This window comes from Sphingomonas turrisvirgatae (assembly GCF_001721295.1).
Classification (GTDB): domain Bacteria; phylum Pseudomonadota; class Alphaproteobacteria; order Sphingomonadales; family Sphingomonadaceae; genus Sphingomonas; species Sphingomonas turrisvirgatae.
The window spans coordinates 25,724-43,697 of the sequence record NZ_MDDS01000020.1 but is presented as its reverse complement, the minus strand read 5'-3'; the positions used below and the strand labels follow the sequence as shown (position 1 = coordinate 43,697).

At 65.7% G+C, this 17,974-nt stretch carries 11 protein-coding genes; 5 read left to right on the top strand and 6 right to left on the bottom strand.

Features of this window, described 5'->3' with window-relative positions:
* Positions 1-135 precede the first annotated feature (135 nt).
* On the top strand, positions 136-2,412 hold the full coding sequence (locus BFL28_RS08905; RefSeq protein WP_069320230.1) for a glycosyltransferase family 4 protein: 2,277 nt from the start codon (positions 136-138) through the stop codon (positions 2,410-2,412).
* 44 nt (positions 2,413-2,456) lie between these two features.
* Positions 2,457-3,737 (top strand): glycoside hydrolase family 130 protein, encoded by a 1,281-nt coding sequence (locus BFL28_RS08900; protein ID WP_069320229.1) that lies wholly within the window; start codon positions 2,457-2,459, stop codon positions 3,735-3,737.
* A 23-nt stretch (positions 3,738-3,760) separates the two neighbouring features.
* On the opposite strand, the gene BFL28_RS08895 is transcribed toward BFL28_RS08900, so the two are convergent.
* From BFL28_RS08895 to hflK, 4 genes are all read right to left on the bottom strand, one after another.
* Positions 3,761-5,425 carry a helicase HerA-like domain-containing protein gene (locus BFL28_RS08895; RefSeq protein WP_069320228.1) on the bottom strand — a complete coding sequence of 555 codons (1,665 nt, stop codon included), beginning with the start codon at positions 5,423-5,425 and terminating at the stop codon, positions 3,761-3,763.
* A gap of 61 nt (positions 5,426-5,486) precedes the next feature.
* On the bottom strand, positions 5,487-7,016 hold the full coding sequence (locus BFL28_RS08890) for a Do family serine endopeptidase (RefSeq protein WP_241527276.1): 1,530 nt from the start codon (positions 7,014-7,016) through the stop codon (positions 5,487-5,489).
* A gap of 107 nt (positions 7,017-7,123) precedes the next feature.
* Positions 7,124-7,987, bottom strand: coding sequence for a protease modulator HflC (hflC, locus tag BFL28_RS08885; protein ID WP_069320227.1), 864 nt, complete (start codon positions 7,985-7,987; stop codon positions 7,124-7,126).
* Entirely contained in the window at positions 7,984-9,141 is a 1,158-nt protein-coding gene (gene hflK, locus BFL28_RS08880) for a protease modulator HflK (RefSeq protein WP_069320226.1), read from the bottom strand. The genes hflC and hflK overlap by 4 nt, the downstream gene beginning before the upstream one ends.
* Before the next feature lie 71 nt (positions 9,142-9,212).
* Here hflK and BFL28_RS08875 point away from each other — a divergent pair, with 71 nt between their 5' ends.
* Positions 9,213-10,172 (top strand): Mrp/NBP35 family ATP-binding protein, encoded by a 960-nt coding sequence (locus BFL28_RS08875; RefSeq protein WP_069320243.1) that lies wholly within the window; start codon positions 9,213-9,215, stop codon positions 10,170-10,172.
* A gap of 1 nt (position 10,173) precedes the next feature.
* Positions 10,174-10,608 (top strand): CoA-binding protein, encoded by a 435-nt coding sequence (locus tag BFL28_RS08870; protein WP_069320225.1) that lies wholly within the window; start codon positions 10,174-10,176, stop codon positions 10,606-10,608.
* A 107-nt stretch (positions 10,609-10,715) separates the two neighbouring features.
* On the opposite strand, the gene clpB is transcribed toward BFL28_RS08870, so the two are convergent.
* Positions 10,716-13,295 (bottom strand): ATP-dependent chaperone ClpB, encoded by a 2,580-nt coding sequence (gene clpB / locus BFL28_RS08865; RefSeq protein ID WP_069320224.1) that lies wholly within the window; start codon positions 13,293-13,295, stop codon positions 10,716-10,718.
* A gap of 66 nt (positions 13,296-13,361) precedes the next feature.
* Positions 13,362-15,011, bottom strand: coding sequence for a M28 family metallopeptidase (locus BFL28_RS08860; RefSeq protein ID WP_069320223.1), 1,650 nt, complete (start codon positions 15,009-15,011; stop codon positions 13,362-13,364).
* Positions 15,012-15,133: 122 nt separating this feature from the next.
* Between BFL28_RS08860 and BFL28_RS08855 the strand changes: the two genes are divergently transcribed.
* Positions 15,134-17,968 (top strand): M16 family metallopeptidase, encoded by a 2,835-nt coding sequence (locus BFL28_RS08855; protein WP_069320222.1) that lies wholly within the window; start codon positions 15,134-15,136, stop codon positions 17,966-17,968.
* Positions 17,969-17,974 lie beyond the last annotated feature (6 nt).

Here is a 17,974-nt window from a genome sequence, read left to right as displayed (position 1 = left end):
GCTTTGGCGCAAAAGTTCGATGTTGCAGTGCAGCATCGATGCAACCATATTGATTTACTGTCGTTTGGAGGTGCGTAGGCGGCGTTCCGACGCTGCTATCAGCTGATACATGTTGCTTTTGCGAAGGAGTTGGGAATGACACGTGGCGCGGCGCTGCCTGCTCAAATCGAACACCTGGCGCTGATCGGCAATTTCCTGCCGCGCAAATGCGGCCTCGCGACATTCACCACCCACACGTTCAACGCGTTCAAGGCGCGCTTTCCGGACACGCAGGTCGACGTCTACGCCATGGACGACCGCCCGGGCAGCTACGACTATCCGGCCGAAGTCACCGGCACCATCCCGCAGCACGAACGTGCCGCCTATCTCGACGCGGCCCGCACCATCGAGGCATCGGGCGCGCAGGCGATCTGGGTTCAGCACGAATATGGCATCTATGGCGGCGCGGCTGGCGAACACCTGATCGCGCTGCTCGACCGCACGACGCTGCCGGTCATCGCGACGCTTCATACCATCCTGGAAAATCCCAGCGCCGACGAGCGCCGCGTGATGGAGGCGCTGCTGCGCCGCGCGTCGCGCGTGATCGTGATGGCGCAGAAGGGGCGGCAGATCCTGCGCCGCGTACACGGCGTCGACGACCGCAAGGTCGTGATGATCCCGCACGGCGTGCCCGACCGGGCTTTGGCGCAAACCGAGGCCTTCAAGCCGCGCTTTGGCTGGCAGGGACGCGACGTCGTTCTGACCTTTGGCCTGCTCGCGCCCAGCAAGGGGATCGAGACGGTCATCCGCGCGATGCCGGCGGTGGTCGAGCGGCACCCGAATGCGCTGTACGTCGTACTCGGCGCGTCGCATCCCAACCTGGTCGCGCATGAGGGCGAAGCTTATCGCGAGCGGCTTCAGGCGCTGACCGCCGAGCTTGGCGTTGCGGACAATGTCCAGTTCATCGACGGGTTCGTTGAGCAGGACGAACTGCTGGATTACCTGCAGGCGGCGGACATCTATGCCACGCCCTATCCCGGTGCGGCGCAGATCACGTCGGGCACGCTGTCCTATGCCGTCGCGATGGGCAAGCCGGTCATCTCGACACCCTATGTTCACGCAACCGAGATCCTGGCGGATGGCCATGGCGTGCTGGTCGATTTCGGCGACAGCGACGCGTTTGCGCGCCACATCAACGGTCTGTTGAACAGCGATGAGCGGCGCGGCCAGCTTGCCGCCAAAGCCTATGCACGCGGCCGTACCATGTTGTGGGAGCGCACGGCCGAAGCGGCGATGGCGCAGTTCGGCGCGATCCGCGGCGCGCGGCCGCGCAGTATCGCACCCGATCGTCCGCAGGCGCTCGAGCCACTGCAGCCCGATTTCCGCGCGGTCGAGCGGATGAGCGACGCGACCGGCATGCTCCAGCATTCGATCTATGCCGTGCCGGACCGTCGCCACGGCTATTGCATCGACGACAACGCTCGCGCGCTGATCCTGATGCACCGCATCGATCCGCTAAGCGACGATGAACGCGACAAGTGGACCAGCATCTACGCTGCGTTCGTGCAGTTCGCCTGGAACCCGGACGAGCGCCGTTTCCGCAACTTCATGCGCTTCGACCGCAGCTGGTGCGAGGATGTCGGGTCCGAAGATTCGAACGGGCGCGCGCTGTGGGCGCTGGGCGTCACCGCGTCGGAGGCGCGCGAACGCAAATATCGCGACTGGGCGCGCGTGCTGTTCGATGAAACGGCCGCGATCAGCTTCGAATTCGGGTCGCCGCGCGCAATGGGCTTTGCCATGCTGGGAGCCGCAGCGATGCTCGAGGCGCATCCTGGCCATGCCGTCTCGCTGCAGATCCTGGAGCGGTTCGGCGACGAGTTGCTGAGCCTGCTCGAAGAGGCTCGCCGTCCCGAGTGGGAATGGTTCGAGATCGTGCTGGCGTACGACAATGCCCGTTTGCCCGAAGCGCTGCTTCGCGCCGGTCGTGCGCTGGGCCGCCGGGATTTCATCGAGTGCGGACTCAAGACTCTGGACTGGATCGTGGCGCAGCAGACCTCGCCCGAGGGCAAGTTCCGCGCGGTCGGTTCCGAAAGCTTCGGCCGCGAATATGCCGCGCCGATGCAGTTCGACCAGCAGCCGCTGGAGGCGCAGGCCACGGTCGATGCGTGCGTCGCCGCTTATGACGTGACGGCGGACGAGCGCTGGGCGCTGGAGGCCGAGCGTGCCTATCGCTGGTATCTCGGCCAGAACGATCTGAGCCTGCCGCTTGCCAGCGCGCAGGATGGCGGCTGTTTCGACGGCCTGACCCCGGCCGGGCTCAACCGCAACCAGGGGGCGGAGTCGATCCTGGCGCTGCAACTGGCGAATTGCGCAATTTCGGCTCTTTCAAAGCGCGCGCAAATCGTGGCAGGACCGAAACAAGCCGTCGCATAGCTTCACGCGCCGCGACGGCCCTTTCACACCTGCCTGGGGGCCGAATGCTCGACCTGTTCAACCACCCGATGCGGCTGCATGCCGATCCGTCGCGCGTCGTGGTGCGTCCGTTCCATATTGCCTGGCAGGCGGTGAACGGGATGCCCAGTCGCACCGAGCGGCTGGTGAAGGCCGTGCTGGAACTTTCGCCCGCCGAGACGCGCGCTCAGCTGGCGATCGTGCTCAAGGATTTCGAGGCGCGCCACTGGCAGACGCGGCGCGTTTTCATGACGCGCTATGACGAGATCGAGGCGCAGATGGGCCTCGATGGCAGCCAGATCGGGGACGAGAAGCGGCAGCTGATCGGCGCCTATTTCTGCCACGAATACAGCTATGCCGCCGCGGCGCTCATGAATCCCAGCGCCGTGCCGCACCATGACCAATCGGGGATGCCCAAGGGCAGCATGCGCATCCTGATGAGCCTGCGCGCGGTGGGGGAGGGGCACATCTCGTCCGTCGCGTTTCGCGAAGGCATCATCACCGACACCAACGATCTGGTGCTCGCGCCCGAGCCGCCCTTCTGCACCGCCGCCGATGCGATCGGCGACGAGCTGGAGATGCCGGAAGGCGCGGTGACCGTCTATCGCCACCGCGACTCCACCCTGTCCGGCACGCTGTTGTTCCCGATCACCAAGGCCCAGTCGAACGGGCTGGAGGACATGCGGCTGACGCACTTCACCCATGACGATGGGAGTGCGGAATGGCTCGGCACCTATACGGCCTATAACGGATCGGTGATCCAGTCGGAAATGCTGCGCACGCGCGACTGGCGCGAGTTCGACCTGGTGCCGATGACCGGCAGCGCGGCGCGCAACAAGGGCATGGGCCTGTTCCCGCGCAAGGTGAACGGCAAGTATATGATGATCGGCCGACAAGACGGCGAGAACATCTTCCTGATCGAATCCGACAGCCTGACCCATTGGGACGAGGGCGTGAAGCTGATCACGCCGAAATACCCGTGGGAGCTGGTGCAGATGGGCAATTGCGGTCCGCCGATCGAACTGGACGAAGGCTGGCTGATGCTGACCCATGGCGTCGGCGCGATGCGCAAATATTCGATCGGCGCGGCGCTGCTGGACAAGAACGATCCGTCCAAAGTGATCGGCCGGACGTCGCAGCCGATCCTGGCGGCAGCGGATCAGGATCGCGAAGGCTATGTACCCAACGTCGTTTATTCGTGCGGCGCGCTGCGGCACGGCGACAAGCTGTTCATTCCCTATGGGGTGGCGGACAGCTCGGTCGCGTTCGCGTTCGTGTCGATCAAGTCGCTGCTGGGAGTGATGTAGGCGAAGTTCGATGGGGCGGGCGCCTAGCCCTTGAACAGCCCGCCCAGGATGCCGCGAACGATGCCGCCGACGATGCCAGCGCCGGCGCTGCTCTTCTTGCCAAAGATCGCTTTCGATACCTCGCCGGCGACGGCGCGCCCGGCGGCGGAGGATGCCGACTGAGTCGCTGACTTGATCGCGCGGTTCCAGGGGTTTTTCGCGGCCTCGCGCTCGGCCTGCCGCTGCGCCTGTGCCTCGAGCCGTGCCTGGCGATCGGCCTCCCGCTGGGCTGCTAGCCGCTGACGTTCGGCCTCCTTGGCCAGCCGTGCGTTCTCCTTCGCCTGGGCCGCCGCGGTCTTTTCCGCCTCGCTTGCCGCCTTGGCTTCGGCTGCGGCAGCGGCCGCCTCGCTCGCCTTGGCGCTCAGCAACTCTTCGGCCGATTCACGATCGACCAGCTCGTCATATTTGCTGCCGACGGCATCGGTTTGAATCAGCACCTTGCGCTCTTCGGCGGTGACCGGACCGGTTCGCGACATGGGCGGTTTGATGAGCGTGCGTTCGACCGGGGAGGGGGCACCGTCCGCCTGAAGCAGCGAGACCAGCGCCTCACCGACCTTCAACTGCGTGATTGCCGTTGCGACATCCACGCCGGGGTTGGCGCGGAAGGTCTCTGCGGCGGATTTGATCGCCTTCTGCTCGCGCGGAGTGAAGGCGCGAAGCGCGTGCTGGACGCGGTTGCCAAGCTGGCCGGCAATATCCTCGGGAATGTCGATCGGGTTCTGGGTCACGAAATAGACGCCGACGCCCTTCGACCGGATCAAGCGCACGACCTGCTCCACCTTGTCGAGCAGCGCCTTGGGCGCTTCGTCGAACAGCAGATGCGCCTCGTCGAAGAAGAAGACGAGCTTCGGCTTGTCGGGGTCGCCGACTTCGGGAAGCGTCTCGAACAGCTCCGACAGCAGCCAGAGCAGGAAGGTGGCGTAAAGCTGGGGCGAGGCCATCAGCTTGTCGGCGGCGAGCACGTTCACGATGCCCGCGCCATTCTCGTCCGTCTTGATGAAGTCGTGAATGTCGAGCGCGGGTTCGCCGAAGAAATGCGTGCCGCCCTGCGCGCGCAACTGGAGCAGCTGGCGCTGGATTGCGCCGACGCTCGTCTTGGCGACGTTGCCATAGCGTGCGGTCAGTTCGTCCGCGCGCTCGCTGCAATGCGCGAGCATCGCCTGCAAATCGTCAAGGTCGAGCAGCAGCAGCCCGTCATCGTCGGCGACCTGGAACGCGATCGCCAACACGCCTTCCTGCACGTCGTTGAGGCCGAGCAGGCGCGCGAGCAGCAGCGGACCCATCTCGCTCACCGTGGTGCGGATCGGGTGACCCTGTTCGCCGAACAGGTCCCAGAACTGCACCGGCGCAGCGGCATATTTCCAGTCGGTGTCGCCGATTTCGGCCGCCCGCGCGGCGAAGATCTCGTGCGTTTTTGCGGTGGGTGAGCCAGGCATGCCGAGGCCGGACAGGTCGCCCTTAACATCAGCCGCGAACACCGGCACGCCGGCGCGGCTGAAGCTTTCGGCAAGGCCCTGCAACGTCACCGTCTTGCCAGTGCCGGTCGCGCCCGCGATCAGTCCGTGGCGGTTGGCGCGCCTGAGGACCAGCGCCTGCGGTTGCGCGCCGCCCGCGCCCGCACCGATGAAGAGTTCGCCGTCACCCGCCATGCCACGCTCCTGAACTACAGGGCCGCAGCATAGCGGGTAACCAACCTATGTCAGCGGAAAATCAGCTACCGATATCGACCGCGATATAGCCGCCAACGCCGCCGCGACGGAGGACGTACAGCACGACCTGGTTCGATCCCGAGCGCTTGGCGGCCGCGATCGCCGCGTTGAACGCTGCCGGCGACGTTACCGGCTGGCGATTGACCGAGGTGATGACGAAGCCGCGCGCGATCTGCTTGGCCGCGGCGTCACTGGAGGGATCGACGCCCACCACGACCACGCCCTGCGTTGCGGGATCGACGCCGACCGTGCGCGCAATCTGCGGCGTCAGCGCGGCGACGCTGAGGCCGGCCGATACGCTCTGCGCACCCTGGTTGCCGCCCGGGGCACCTTCGTCAGCGTCCGGGTCGAAGCCGGCGATCTGATCTTCAGGCGGACGAGTGCCCATGGTCAGCTGAACCGTCACCGGCTTGCCGTCGCGGATCAGCTCCACCGGCACACGTGCGCCCGGCGCGAGGTTGGCGGCGAGATAGGACAGCGTCTGATCCGGCGTCACGTCCTTGCCGCCGATCCGCACGATGATGTCGCCCTGCTTGATCCCGGCCCTGGCCGCCGCCTCGCCCGGTTCGACACGCGAGATCAACTCGCCGCGCCCCTTGGGCACGCCGAACGAACGTGCCAGGTCCTCGGTCAGCGGCTGGATGCCGACCCCCAGATAGCCGCGCTGGATCGGCTGACCCTTCATCAGCCGGTCGATGATCGGCCGCGCCTCGGTCGATGGGATGGCGAGGCCGATGCCGACATTGCCGCCAGTGGGCGAGAGAATCTGCGAGTTGATGCCGATGACGTTGCCGTTCAGGTCGAACAGCGGGCCGCCCGAGTTGCCCCGGTTGATCGAGGCATCGGTCTGGATGAAGCGGTCGAGCGGGCCGCCCTGTCCAGTCGCACGATGCAGCGCCGAGATGATGCCCGCCGTCACCGATCCGCCAAGCCCGAACGGGTTGCCGATCGCCACGACCCAGTCGCCGACGCGCGAGCGATCTGAATCGCCCAGCCGCACGAACGGCAGGTTTGCGCCCTCGATCTTCAGCACCGCAAGGTCGGTCGCGACGTCACGCCCGATCAGCTTGGCGGTATATTCGCGGCGGTCGGCCAGCGTCACCTTGATCGATTCGACCACCGCGCCGCGCTGGCCTGCGCTGATCACATGGTTGTTGGTGACGACATAGCCGTCCGCCGAAATGATAAAGCCCGAGCCGAGCGATTCAGCCTGGCGCGTTACCGGGCGGCCACCGCCCTGCTGGCCACCGAACAGATCGCCGAACGGCGTGCCCGCGAACGGGTTACTCTGCACCTGAACACGCTGCGTCGTCGAGATGTTGACGACAGCGGGCTGAAGCTTTGCGACCATGTCGGCAAAGCTCATCGGCGCTCCGGTGCGCGGCACCGTGGCAGCGATGGCGCCCGGTTCGTTTTGCGCGGTCTGTGCGCCGGCGGGGTTCTGAAGCACCAGCGCCGCGCTCGCGCCGCCGACCAGCAGCGCGGAAGTGATCGCATAGGCGTAACGCACGGGGGTTTTTCCTTTGTTCATGAAACCTTTGCCGCAAGGAGGGGTCAAGTGATGGTGTATTGCTCGCCTAAGTTACCTGAACGGCGATTGAATATGAACGAAGCGCAAGGCCAGTCGATCCGCCGTGCTTATCTGCTCTTCCCCCTGAATTCCCGCAGATAGTCATTGTCCGGCGAAAGGATGATCGAGGTATCGCCCTGCTTCTGGTTGGGATCGCCGATGAACGTCGTCCGATACGACTGCATCGCCCGCCAGAAATCGTAGAACTGCGGGTCCTTATTGAAGCTTTGCGCATAAATCTGCGCCGCGCGGGCGTCCGCCTCGGCGCGGATGATCTGAGCATCCTTCTGTCCGTTGGCCCGGATCGTAGTCGCTTCCTGCTGGCGCGCGGTGCGCATCCGTTGCAGCGCGGATTCAAGCGGGCTGCCGTCGGGCAGGTCGGCATGCTTGATGCGCACGTCGACGATCTGAACGCCATATTGGCTGGCATAGCGCTGCAGGCCGTTCTGGATATTGTCCATCACCGCCGTCCGCTCGGGGCTGAGCAGCGAGGCGAAGGGGCGCTTGCCGAGCTCGGCGCGCAGGGCCGACCCGAACAGTGGCTTCAACTGATCGGCGACGCGCTGCTCGGTACCGGCGGTCACCACCATGCGCAGCGGATCGATGACACGGAACCGGGCGAAGGCATCGACTTCAAGCCGCAGCTGATCGGTCGAGAGCACCGGCTGGTTCTCAAGCTCAATGTCCAGCACGCGCTTGTCGACCCAGACAATGCGCTGAAGGAACGGCACCTTGGCGATCAGGCCCGCGCCGGTGGTGCGGCCGAATTGTTCGCCGCGCTGCCACTGGTTGATCGTGCGCACCGGCTGTTCCAGCTGCAGGATCACCGCCTGCTTGGTCTCCGGCACGATCGAGACCGTGTTGAGCAGCAGGAACAAGATAACCAGCGCAGCGGCGCCGAACCACATCGGACGAGTCATGACGCCGTTCATTGCCCGCCTCCCTGATTGGTCGCTTGCTGGGCCTGAGTCTGAGGCTGGGCGCTCTGCGGATTGCCGCGCGCGACCGGCAGGGGGAGGTAGGAGGTGACGCCGGGCGTCTCCACGATCGTCTTGTTTGACTTGGCCAGCACGGCCTCCATCGTTTCATAGTAGAGGCGGCGGCGAGTCACGTCCGGCGCCAGCCTGTACTGTTCATAGATCTTGTCGAACTGCGCGGCTTCACCCTGCGCCAATGCGATGATCTGCTGGGCATAGGCGCGGGCCTGATTGCGCGCGCCTTCCGATTCCTGCTGCGCGGCGGTCACCTGCTTGAACGCCTCGTCCACCGCGCCCGGTGCCGACGCATTGCGGATCGCGACGCTCTGGATGCGGATGCCGGAATTATATTCGTCCAGGATCGCCTGAGTGGATTGCTGCACGCGCGCCTCGATCACGGTGCGGCCGGGGCCGATCGCGTCGTTTAGGTTCACGCCGGCGACCGCGGCGCGCATCGCGCTCTCGGCCGTCGCGCGCACCGTCTGTTCGGGGTTGGCGATCTGAAAGGCGAAATCCTCCGGATTCTGAATGTCCCAGCGCACCGAATAGGCGAGGTCGACGATATTCTGATCCTGAGTCAGCATCAGATTCTCACCCGCCGTGGCCGGGAAATCCTCGGTCCGGATCGCCTGCACGTCGATCTTCTTCACGCTGGCGATCGGCGCGGGCAGGGTAAATCGGACGCCCGGTTCCATCGTGCCGGAATATTTGCCGAAGAAGGCGACCACACCGCGCTGCTCCGGCGCGATGACATGGAAGCTGGTGAAGGCGATCCAGAGCAGGATCAGCACGGCCACGCCGGCGACGATCACCGGCTTGCCCGGCATGCCCGTCGGCAGTCCGCCGCCGAAGCCTCCGCCTCCGCCGCCCGACCCCTTGCGCGCGCGCTTCAGGAAATCGTCCAGGCTGGTCACGCCGCTCTTGCCGCCACGGCGACCCTCGGGGGGAAAGGACCAGGGATTGCGCGGGCCGCCGTTGCCGGGTTTGTCCCCGTCACCATCGCCGCCGGCACCGCCACCGCCCCAGGGGCTTTGGGGTCCCTTATTCTCGTTCGACAGCACGTTGCCCAAACCGGGGACGCGCGAAATCCAGCCACTCATTCTTGCCATATCCGTCTTTATAGGGGCCGCGCGCGGGATTTACAGTGGCGTGGCGTAAAAGCCGGCCTATGTGCCCGCTCATGACCGACAAAGCTGCGATCGAAGCCCTTCTTGCCCCGCTCGCCGCGGGGCGTGCCACCGCCCGGGTCGACGGGCGGCGGGCCAGCATCATCCTGGATGTCACCGGCCTGCCGCCCGCTGCGCAGGACGCGCTGGAAGCGGATATTCGCGCCGCATCGCTGCCAGGGATCGACGAGATTCGCATCGCCCGCACGGCACAGCGGATCGAGCGCAAGCTAATCGCGGTTGCGAGTGGAAAGGGTGGAGTGGGCAAGTCCACCGTCTCGGCCAACCTGGCGATTGCGCTGGCGCGCACGGGCCGGCGCGTGGGGCTGGTCGACGCTGATATCTACGGGCCTTCACAGCCCAAGATCATGGGCATCGAAGGCCGCAAGCCGGAGGCGCATGACAGCAAGCTGGTGCCGCTCGCGACGCCGCACGGCGTGCCGTTGCTGTCCATGGGCGGCCTGGTCGCCGAGGGGCAGGCGATCGCGTGGCGTGGCCCAATGGCGGCGGGTGCGCTGGGGCAGTTGGTCGATGCCAATTGGGGCGCGGCCGACACGTTGATCCTGGATTTGCCGCCAGGCACGGGCGACGTGCAGCTGACCATGATCCAGAAGCATCGCCCGGCCGGCGCGGTGATCGTTTCGACGCCGCAGGACTTGGCGCTGATCGACGCGGCCCGCGCGATCGACCTGTTCCAGAAAGCAGGCGTGCCGATCATCGGCATCGTCGAGAATATGTCGGGCTATGCCTGCCCGCATTGCGGCGAGGTGTCGGATCCGTTCGGGCAGGGCGGGGCAGAGGCGGCGGCGGGCAAGCTCGGCATCCCGTTCCTGGGTCGTATCCCGCTCGACATCGCGATTCGAACCGCATCGGATGCGGGCACGCCGCCGGCGGCGGGGAACGGGGCGGAAGGCGCAGCGTTCATTTCGCTGGCGGGCCAGGGGAAGGATTGGCTCGACTCGAACGGAGGCTGACATGCCGCTCACCAGCGGAGACGAGATCAAGGCGCTGCTGGAAAGCGCGCGCACCATTGCGATGGTCGGCGCATCCGACCGCCCCGACCGGCCGAGCTATGGCGTCATGCGAATGTTGCAGGGCCATGGCTACCGCGTAATTCCGGTCAATCCGCAGATCACCGGCGAGCATGTTCATGGCGAGTTCGTGTTCCGCGAACTGGCGCAGATCGGTGAGCCGATCGACATCGTAGACATCTTTCGCCGGCCCCAAGCTGCCGGCGAAGCGGTGGATGAGGCAATCGCGGTCGGCGCGAAGGCAGTGTGGATGCAACTAGGCGTCATCAACGACGAAGCCGCCGCGCGCGCCGAGGCGGCGGGGCTGAAGGTCGTAATGGACCGTTGCCCGGCGATCGAAATTCCGCGGCTGGGCGTGGCGCGGATCGAGACCGACTAAGGTTCTGCCCTCACCCTTCCGGCGCTACGCGCCTCCCTCCCTCTCCCGACGGGAGAGGGAAGGGGCTCGCCGCTGTTAGGCGTTGGGATGGGTGCGGGCAGAACGCGTCAAGCGGGGCTTAACGTCAGCGCGCCGTCGCCCTCGCCGACCTTGACCGTGGAACCATCCTTGACGTCGCCGCGCAGGATCGCGTCGGCGAGTGGGTCCTGCAGGTAACGCTGCACCGCACGCTTCAGCGGCCGTGCGCCATAGACCGGGTCGTAGCCGACGCGGCCGAGCCACGCGCGCGCCTCCGGCGTCAGGTCGAGCGTGATCTTGCGATCCTTGAGCAGCTTGCCCAAGCGCGCGACCTGAATATCCACGATCGGCGCCATCTCGCTGCGCCCCAGGCGGTGGAACAGCACGATCTCGTCCAGCCGGTTGAGGAATTCCGGCCGGAAATGCGCGCGGACGATCTCCATCACCTGCGGCTCGACGGTGGCGACGTCCTGCCCTTCGTCCAGTTGCGTCAGGAACTGGCTGCCCAGGTTCGACGTCAGCACGATGATCGTGTTGGTGAAATCGACCGTGCGGCCCTGACCATCGGTCAGGCGGCCATCGTCCAGCACCTGAAGCAGGATGTTGAACACGTCGCCATGCGCCTTCTCGACCTCGTCGAACAGCACGACCTGATAGGGCCGCCGCCGCACCGCTTCGGTCAGCACGCCGCCTTCCTCATAGCCGACATAGCCCGGGGGCGCGCCGATCAGCCGTGCGACCGAATGCTTCTCCATGAATTCGCTCATGTCGATGCGAACCATCGCGGCGTCATCGTCGAACAGGAAGCCGGCGAGCGCTTTCGTCAGCTCGGTCTTGCCGACACCCGTGGGGCCAAGAAACAGGAACGAGCCGAGCGGGCGGTTGGGGTCCTGCAGCCCGGCGCGCGAGCGCCGCACGGCGGTCGCGACGGCCTTCACCGCCGCCGCCTGACCGATGACGCGCTCGCCAAGCTTTTCTTCCATCGCGAGCAGCTTCTCGCGCTCGCCCTCCAGCATCCGGTCCACCGGAATGCCCGTCCAGCGGCTGACCACGGCGGCGATGTCGTCGGCGGTGACTTCCTCGCGCAGCATCGCCGGGCCGGCTGCGGCCTGCGCCTCCTCCAACTGCTTGGTGAGCGAGGGGATCGTGCCGTAGTTCAGCTCGGCCATCTTCGCGAGATCGCCGGCGCGCTGCGCCTGCTCGAGCTCAAGCCGCGCGGCGTCAAGCTGTTCCTTGATCTTCGCTTCGCCCGCAATCTTGTCCTTTTCGGCCTGCCAACGCTGCGTCAATTCGCTCGACTGCTGCTGCAGGTTGGCAAGTTCGGCCTCCAGGTTCGCGAGGCGATCTTTCGACGCCTGATCGCTTTCCTTGCGCAGCGCCTCGCGCTCGATCTGCAGCTGCATGATGCGGCGGTCGAGATTTTCGATTTCCTCGGGCTTGCTTTCCACCTCCATACGGATCCGGCTCGCTGCCTCGTCCATCAGGTCGATCGCCTTGTCGGGCAGGAAGCGGTCGGAGATGTAGCGGTTGGACAGCGTCGCCGCCGAGACCAACGCGCCGTCCGTGATCCGCACGCCATGGTGCAGCTCATATTTCTCCTTCAGCCCGCGCAGGATCGAGATGGTATCCTCGACCGTCGGCTCGCCGACGAACACCGGCTGGAACCGCCGCTGCAGCGCGGGGTCCTTTTCGACATGCTTGCGATATTCGTCGAGCGTCGTCGCGCCGATGCAATGCAGCTCGCCGCGCGCCAAGGCGGGCTTCAGCAGATTCCCCGCGTCCATCGCGCCTTCCGACTTGCCCGCTCCGATCAGCGTGTGCATCTCGTCGATGAAGAGGATGATATGGCCTTCCGCGGCTTTCACCTCGTCCAGCACGCCTTTCAGCCGCTCCTCGAACTCGCCGCGATATTTCGCGCCGGCGATCAGGCTGCCCATGTCGAGCGACATGAGCGTGCGGTCCTTCAGCGTATCGGGCACGTCGCCATTGGCGATGCGCAGCGCCAGGCCTTCGGCGATCGCGGTCTTGCCAACGCCGGGATCACCGATCAGCACGGGATTGTTCTTGGTGCGCCGCGCCAGGATCTGGATCGTGCGACGGATTTCCTCGTCGCGGCCGATCACCGGATCGAGCTTACCGGCTTTTGCCGCCTCAGTCAGGTCGCGTGCGAACTTCTTCAATGCGTCATAGCGATCCTCGGCGCCCGCCGTATCCGCGCTGCGCCCGCCGGTCAGCTGGTTGATCGCGGTGTTGAGTGCATCGGGCTTCACGCCCGCAGTCGCCAGCGCACGGCCGGCGGCAGTGGTGCTTGCCAGCAGGAGCGCCTGCAACATACGCTGGACGGAAACGAAGCTATCGCCGGCCTTTTGCGCGATCTGTTCAGCGGAATCGAGCAGGCGCACGCTGTCATTGTCCAGGCCCGGCGCCTGCTGCGCGCCGCCGCCGGTCACGGCCGGAATGCGCGCGAGCGCCGCATCGACTTCGCGGACCGCCGCACGGGCGTCGCCGCCGGCCGCCTGGATAAGCCCGGCGGCCATGCCTTGCTCGTCCTCCAGCAGTGCCTTCAGCAGATGCTCGGGCGAGATCCGCTGATGGTTCATGCGGATCGCCACGGTTTGCGCCGATTGCAGGAAGCCCTTGGCGCGATCGGTAAATTTCTCGAGGTTCATGTCAGCCCCTGTCCAGTCTTGCCGGAAAGATGGTGTGGTATTTCAGCAACACAAGGGCCGTAACGACTATTTACGACGTGATTTACGTTCTCGCGTTGAGGGAACCGCCGGTGCTGTCTTCCTGCCGAACGTCTCACCGAAGAAATTGCCAGGATTCCATCGCGGCGCTTCGGTCGCGTTCGCCACAGCCCGTGCGATCAGGTAGTTAACGCGCGCGAACTTGGCGCCCGCCTGCCAGTTGAAGGCTTGGCTGAGGTCGTCGTTCGGCCGGTGATAGGTCTTGGCCAGGAAGGTAGTGAACTTGTCGCGGCCCTCGCCGGCGAAGCCTGTCGCCAGCATGATCGACGGCACGCCCTCCACCACGAAGCTGTAATGATCCGATCGGGTGAAGATGCCCTGTTCGGGCATCGGGTCGGGCGATACCTTGATCCCCGCGCTGGTCAGCGCGCGCTCGGCGATCGGCCCCAGCGTTGAATGTTCGGCACCGAACGCGATTACGTCGGTGAAATCATAGGTCAGCACCGGCATGTCGAGGTTGACGACGCCGACCACCCTGCCGCCCGCCGGGGCGAGCGGATGCTTGGCCAGATATTGCGAGCCGAGCAGCCCATCCTCTTCCGCCGTCACAGCCGCGAACATCACGGTGCGCCGGGGCGCCTGCCCCGTGATCGCGAACGCGCGCGCAACCTCCAGCATGGTCGCGATGCCGGCGGCGTTGTCCATCGCGCCATTGAAGATCCGATCGCCATCCAGCTTGGGATTGACGCCGTCATGGTCGAGATGCGCGGTGATCATCACGACTTCCTTCGCCAGCGCCGGATCGCTGCCGGGGATCATGCCAACGACATTGGAACTGAGCATCCGCTCGACCACGCTGTGCCGCTCGGCCCGGATCGGCGCGGCGAGCGGGAAGCCTTGCGGCATCGCACCTTTGACCGCCGCCTGGTCGAGCACGCGCTTGAGCGAGCCGCGCGATCCCGTGAAGAGCGCTTCGGCCGCCGGCCCGTTGGCATAGCCGCCGATCTGGATACCCGGCGTCGATGACCATGGACGACCGTCCGTATCGACCCAGACCAGCCGCGTCGATGCGGCGTAGCGCACCGTCCGCGACCAGGGTGTTGCCGCCAGGCTGCGTCGCGTGGGTATGGTGATCGTGCCGATCGCGCCGCGCCGCTGCGCCATGGACGCCTTCTGTTGCGCAAGATGAGCCGCGATCTCACCCGTCGCGCGCCCTTCGGGCAGGCCTTCCAGCATCACGACGAACTTGCCGCGCACGTCCAGCCCCGAATAATCGTCGAAGCCCTTGTCTGGCGCATCGAGGCCATACCCCACAAAGACCGCGCCGCCCGACACCAGCTGATCGGGATAGCGAGCATTTGCCGTCATCATGACGTCTCCGCCATTGGCAAAGCGCTTGCCGCCGATGGTCAATGTGGCGGGCGCGCCGTCCTTGAACCGGGCGCGGGCGAAATCGATCGGCTGATACCACCCGCTGGTCCCGCCCGGCCTGAGACCAAGCGCTTCGAACCGTGACGCGACATACAATGCCGCAATGTCATAGCCGCGCGTACCCGCGTCGCGTCCTTCAAGCAGGTCGTCGGCCAGGAACTGGACGTCAGCGCGCACGCGATCAGGCGAGAAACGTGGCTCGGCATCCTGTGCCAAGGTCGGTGCCGCGGCCGCGAGCAGCAGCCCCGCGGCGATCATCAGTCGCATGCGTTGATTCCCCTATCAATCGGGGAGCGTAACGCGGTGAGGATGCGTGACAAGTCCGTTGCACATGAAACTGTCCCGCCTATGTTGTCGCGGTCGTAATCAGTTCCGGAACCGCTCCCCTCATGAAATCGCATCTCGCCAGCCTGACCGCGGTCGCGGTCGTGCTCGCCGCCCCTGCCAATGCACAGCAGGCACCTGCGCCGGTGCCGGTCGCCGAACTCGTCAAGCGAGTCGACATTCCCTATGAAGAGTTCCGCCTTGCCAATGGCTTGCGCGTCGTTGTCCATACCGATCGCAAAGCGCCGATCGTCGGCGTCGCCGTCTGGTATGACGTCGGATCGAAGCACGAGCCCAAGGGCAAGACCGGCTTTGCGCATCTGTTCGAGCATCTGATGTTCAACGGCAGCGAGAATTCGCCGGGCGAGTTCTTCGAGCCGCTCAAGGAAGTCGGCGCCACCGACTATAACGGCACCACCAGCGCCGACCGCACCAACTATTTCCAGACCGTGCCGCGCGCCGCGCTGGAACGCGCGCTGTTCCTGGAAAGCGACCGCATGGGCTACCTGCTCGGCGCGGTGACGCAGGCGAAGCTCGACGAGCAGCGCGGCGTCGTTCAGAACGAAAAGCGTCAGGGCGACAATCAGCCCTATGGTCTGCTGCGCTATCGCATGATGGAGGGGCTGTTCCCGGAAGGGCATCCTTATCATCACTCGACGATCGGCTCGATGGCCGATCTGGATGCCGCCAGCCTTGAGGACGTCAAGAACTGGTTCCGCCAATATTACGGTCCGAACAACGCCGTGCTGGTGCTGGCGGGCGACATCGACGCCGCGACTGCGCGTCCGTTGGTCGAGAAATATTTCGGTGCGATCAAGGCCGGCCCCAAAACGGCGGAGCCCAAGGTGGTCGTGCCGACGCTCGCAGCGCCGAAGGTCGAGGTGATGAAGGACCGGGTCGCGGTCACGCGCATCTATCGCATGTGGGCGGTGCCGGGCATGCGCGATGCGGACTCGACCGTGCTCGATGCATCGATGGGCGTGCTGGGCGGCCTGTCCAGCTCACGGCTCGACAATGCGCTGGTGCGCAAGGAGAAGCTGGCAGTCAGCGTCGGCGCGTTCAACCAGAGCTATTCGCAGGTGGGTGTGGTGGCGCTGTCAGCCGATGTGCGGCCGGGCGTTGATCCGGCGCTGGTCGGCAAGCGGCTCGACGAGATCGTCGCCGACTATATGAAGAACGGCCCGACCAAGGACGAGCTGGAGCGCTACAAGACGCGCACCGCAGCTTCGCGCATTCGCGGACTGGAATCGGTTGGCGGGTTCGGCGGCAAGGCCGTGACGCTCGCTTCGGGCGCGCTCTACATGAACGATCCCGGTGCGTATAAGAAGGACCTCGCGCGGCTCGCCGCCGTGACGCCGGAGCAGGCGCGCGCGGTCACCGCCAAATGGCTGTCGCGCCCGGTTTATTCGCTGACGATCGAGCCAGGCCAGCGCGCCGCCTATGCCGAAGCGGCGGCGACGGCGGCCGCCAAGCCGGTGGCCAAGGCGCCGGAAACGGCGGTGAAGGGTACGCGCGGGCCGCTGCCGCCGGTGGCGGAGGTCAAGGACATCGACTTCCCGACGGTTACCCGCACGAAGCTCTCCAACGGTATCGAGCTGATCTATGCCCAGCGCGATGCAGTGCCGGTTACGCAGGCGGTCATCAGCTTCGATGCGGGCGTCGCATCGGATGTGCCGACCGCCCTCGGCACCGAGAACATGACGCTGTCGCTGATGGAGGAGGGGACGAAGACCCGCAACTCCATCGCGATCGCCGAGGCGCAGGAGCGGCTGGGCGCGGGCATCGGTGCGGGCAGCAGCCCGGATCGCGCTTATGTCTCGATGCAGACGCCAAGCCCGAACCTTGCCGGCTCGCTGGAGCTGATGGCGGATATTACGCGCAATCCGGCCTTTCCGCCGGCCGAGCTTGAGCGCGTGCGCAACCAGACGCTCGCGCAGATCGCGCAGGTCAAGTCGAACCCCAATGGTCTGGCGCAGATGGCGATGCCGCCGCTGCTGTATGGCAAGGATTCGCCCTATGCGAAGCTGGCCGCGATCGGTGGCGGTGAGGCGGCGGTACGCCGGCTGACTCGCGATGATCTAATGAACTATTACAAGGCGTGGATCCGCCCGGAAAAGGCGAAGATCTTCGTCGTTTCGGATCGCCCGCTCGCCGAGATCAAGGCAGCGTTCGATGCACGCTTTGGCGACTGGAAGGGCGAGGGGCCGGCCGGAACCAAGACCTTTGCGGCGCGCCCGCAACAGGCCACCCCGCGCATCGTGCTGATCGATCGCCCGGATTCGCCGCAGTCGATCATCTATGCCGCGCAGATGACGCCGGTCGATCCATTCGGCGCCCCCCTTCCGCTCGCCACCGCGAGCGAGGTGCTGGGCGGGGACTTCCTCTCGCGCATCAACATGAACCTGCGTGAGGACAAGAGCTGGTCCTATGGCGTGCGCAACAGCCTGAGCCGCCTGGAACATGCCGTGCCGTACACGATTTCGGCACCGGTTCAGGCTGACAAGACCGGGCCTGCGATCCTGGAGCTGCAAAAGGAGGTTCGCGACTATCTGTCCACCAGGGGCGTGACGAAGGCCGAGTTCGACCGTTCGGTGACGAGTGCGATTCGCAAGATGTCGGGCCAGTACGAAACGGCCGGCGCGGTGCTGGGCGCCATGCAGTCGAACGACTTCATGCGCCGTCCGGACGAGTGGCAGGACGAGCTTGCGAAAAAATATCGCGCCCTCACGCCGGCACAGGTTGACGCTGCGGCACGCGCGGCGATCGACCCCAACCGTTTCGTCTGGGTCGTCGTCGGCGATGCCGGTAAGGTTCGGCCCCAGCTTGACAGCCTTGGCCTGCCTGTCGAAGTCGTGCCCGCAGCCCCGGCGGCCGCTGCCCCCAAAACGGCCGCGAAGTGACTGGAG